This is a genomic window from Bacteroides caecigallinarum, from assembly GCF_021530995.1.
GTDB lineage: Bacteria > Bacteroidota > Bacteroidia > Bacteroidales > Bacteroidaceae > Phocaeicola > Phocaeicola faecigallinarum.
In genome coordinates, this window is the sequence record NZ_JADYTF010000191.1 from 1 (window position 1) to 3147 (window position 3147).

The window sequence follows — 3147 nt, forward strand, 5'->3', positions numbered from 1 at the left end:
CAAATATATCTCAACATCTCATATCTCCCATTAATTGTCTGCTATGTTTATTGAATTATAATATCTAATTCAAGTTTCGCAAGTAGCCCTATGCCGTCTTTTTCACTCCGCATAAATCTTTAATGATGTTGATTTTTGGATTGTCATAGGCAATCATCCTGATAATTTCCTCTTCATCTGCCGAGAATAGCTCTGCGATGACAGCTACAATCTGCAGGATCAGTTCCCATATCCGTTCGGTCACCGAGAGTTCCATCGCTCCGTTGACAGTCCGGTCAAACAATCCCCCTATGGTTTCATAGGCTTCAAACCTCTTGATGTGGGAAAGGATGTTGTATTGCATCAGTGTCAGGCTTATGCTTGCTATTTGTGAAGAGAAGTTCCTGCATTGGCATTTCCCGAGTCTGAGCAGCCCTTTCATTTCCGAGAAGCAGACTTCAATGGCCCAACGCATGGAGTAAATCCGGTAGGCTTCAAAGAAGTCCAGTCGGGTGTCAGTGGAAAGGAATGCGTTCCATGCCCCTTTCCTGCCTCTTTTGCAGAAGAAGATCCGGATTTTCCGGTTGGCGTATTCGGCATCCATGTGGGCATAATAGCAGTTCAGTTTGCGGCTGTACCTGACCGACTTTTCCTTCTTCAGCCTGTCGATGATGACGGGAGCGTTCAGGTTTCCCGCTTCGGTCCTGTATCTGGTTTTCCCCATCTTTAGCATGCCTATCAGATGGCATTCCAAATGTCTTGAAGTGATGAATCGTATCAGGTCTGCACAGGTGAACCAACTGTCAACCAGCAGGTAATCAAACCGTATGCCTTTCTTCATGGCATGCCTCACCATTTCAATGGAACGCTCAATCTTGCTTTGTTTATATTCCCGGATACGGGTGTTGACCACGGATTTTTCGTCACGGACTTTGCAAAAGCGGGCATTCCGCTGCTTGCTTGTCAGCCCTTGTATTTTTTCAGGGTTCTTGCCCTCCTCGCCATGAAGCGAAAAGTCAAGCATGGTCTGTGTCTTCCCGTCGTTATGGCACAGGAACAGCCCCTTGAAGCCGAGGATGCTCCTATGTAGCACATGGGAATAGATGCGGCCTATCAGCTCTGTCTTGAAGCCGGTCTTGGGCAAGTCCGTATCGTCAATTATCAGACACTGAAGGGACCCTTCCGAGTCGCTCCTCGCACCGGTCCGCCTCAAAAGGCGCAAGGACATCCTATAGACCAGCTTGCGCCAGTCGATGTGGTCCTGTTCCAGGAAACGGTAAAACATATCCTTTCGACAGGAAAATAACTTCGAGAGACCGGAATGGCTGTATTGGAAAGAGTTCCTCACCATGAAGAAAGGGAAGAGCAAAAGCAGTTCCAACACTTGGAGACTGGTGAGTTTACAGTTATGCCGTTTCTCAATTCCAATGCCGGAGAAATTGAGGTTCAGGCGGGAGATTGTACCGATTATACAATTAATGGCCCTGTTACAATCATTTTTAGAGAAAAATGAGTCTATTTCTGAAATAATATGTTTATCTTTGACCATAGCTTTTAGTATTGAGTCCTTTTTGATAGCACTTAAAGATACTCATTTTCTGCGAAATACAGAACTAAAAGCCATACTTTTTTACTTGCGAAACTTGAATAACATTAAAAATGAATGAACTCATAAAAGAAGATTCTATTCTCAATATTCAAAGAATAGAACGTAATATTGATAATCTTGTGGGGGCTTATTGCTTATACATACAAAGACATTCAATAAACAAAGAAACATTTCAGAAACTTTTTGAAAGACTTCCCAAGAAGTTTGCATCATCAAAGCTTTTTGATGATGTTAGGAAATAACTTGTCTTAATAGTTGATTATGAGAATACTTTTCATTATTTCTATACTTATAACTTTTATCTGTAAGTCTTCTTTCGGACAACAATTAAGTTCCGCTCAGCAAATGGCCGATTTTGACACTTTATGCGCAAAATTGGAATGTGTGCATCCGGATCTTTATCTCTATCAATCAAGGGAAGAGTATGAAAGAAATAAAACTAAGATGAAGGCATCCCTGACTGATTCTATCAGTATATCCGACTTTTATCTGAAAATAGCTCCTTTTATGGCTAATATCAAAGATGGCCATAGTATGCTGCTGCCGCCTATTACAGACGACCTTATTTCTCATGCAAAGAAGAATGGCAGAACAATTCCATTGAAAATTAAAGCAACTGGAGATATCTTTATTGTAGATTATCCGGTGATTGATAATTCCGGAATTAGCGAAGGTGATACGATTCTCAGTATAAATGGTATCAAGTCAAAAGATATACTTGAACCGATGTATGGCTTGTGGGGCTCGGAGAAGGATAATGGTATTAAGGAAGGCAGTGTAAACGCCTATTTTTCTCCGTTGTTATGGTACATGTACAGGTGGAGTGAGTTGTATGTGTTTACTATAAAACATGGTGGTAAAATAGAAAAGATAAGTTTGGAAGGAGTACCTCAAAGTGTTGCTTTGAAGGTTATCAAGGAAAGACAATCTAAAAATAGGCATGAAAGTTTCAGTTGTAATTTTTCTTCTGATTATACAAAGGCAATCCTTACCATTCGCAATGTGTTCTAAGAAACGGAACTAAAGACTTTTTGTGATTCTGTTTTTAAAGAAATAAATCACAGAAAAATACAGGAAATAGTAATAGATATGCGAAATAATACAGGTGGTTCAAGCCAATGTGTGAAAAGGCTGATTTCATATTTTCCACATCCGGACTATTCGCTATATTCTAAAAGCCAATTAAAGGTCAGTTCATATTCTAAAGCATATAACAAAGACAGGCATCCTGAGATTTACTGTGAAATTTGCAATTTGCCGGAAGGGGAACTTTTTGTAATAAAAGATACCCCTGTCAAGGATAATTTGGAAGAAACAAATCTATATCATGGAAAGATAACTGTCCTTGTAAACAACAAGACCTATTCCGGCGCTTCAACTTTTGCTCATACCTTGAAAAAATTAGGCATTGCGGATGTGGAAGGAGAAACAGGCTGTCCTGATGTATATTTCGGGAATTTTCTACATTTTACATTGCCCAATTCCAAGATAGATTATTATATCACATTTTCTAAGTTTTATGAATAACAAATAGTTTGCGATTAGGTAAATAATTAAAT

At 39.8% G+C, this 3147-nt stretch carries 3 protein-coding genes and 1 pseudogene; 3 read left to right on the plus strand and 1 reads right to left on the minus strand.

All coding sequences use genetic code 11. The features are described 5' to 3' along the window. Positions 1–88 precede the first annotated feature (88 nt). Complete coding sequence (locus I6E24_RS15770; RefSeq protein ID WP_235329608.1) at positions 89–1528, minus strand: IS4-like element IS943 family transposase; 1440 nt, start codon at positions 1526–1528, stop codon at positions 89–91. A gap of 110 nt (positions 1529–1638) precedes the next feature. Here I6E24_RS15770 and I6E24_RS15775 point away from each other — a divergent pair, with 110 nt between their 5' ends. The 3 genes and pseudogenes from I6E24_RS15775 to I6E24_RS15785 all read left to right on the plus strand — a co-directional run. Continuing rightward, on the plus strand, positions 1639–1830 hold the full coding sequence (locus I6E24_RS15775) for a hypothetical protein (RefSeq protein WP_235329610.1): 192 nt from the start codon (positions 1639–1641) through the stop codon (positions 1828–1830). Between the two features lie 19 nt (positions 1831–1849). Next, positions 1850–2599, plus strand: coding sequence for a hypothetical protein (locus tag I6E24_RS15780; protein WP_235329612.1), 750 nt, complete (start codon positions 1850–1852; stop codon positions 2597–2599). A 36-nt stretch (positions 2600–2635) separates the two neighbouring features. Then, a pseudogene (locus I6E24_RS15785) lies at positions 2636–3115 on the plus strand (S41 family peptidase); the annotation flags it as partial. Positions 3116–3147 lie beyond the last annotated feature (32 nt).

Excerpts from the sequence above, each read along its gene's own strand:
- I6E24_RS15770 (WP_235329608.1), bottom strand. The coding sequence starts at position 1,528 with ATGGTCAAAGATAAACATATTATTTCAGAAATAGACTCATTTTTCTCT.
- I6E24_RS15775 (WP_235329610.1), top strand. The coding sequence starts at position 1,639 with ATGAATGAACTCATAAAAGAAGATTCTATTCTCAATATTCAAAGAATA.
- I6E24_RS15780 (WP_235329612.1), top strand. The coding sequence starts at position 1,850 with ATGAGAATACTTTTCATTATTTCTATACTTATAACTTTTATCTGTAAG.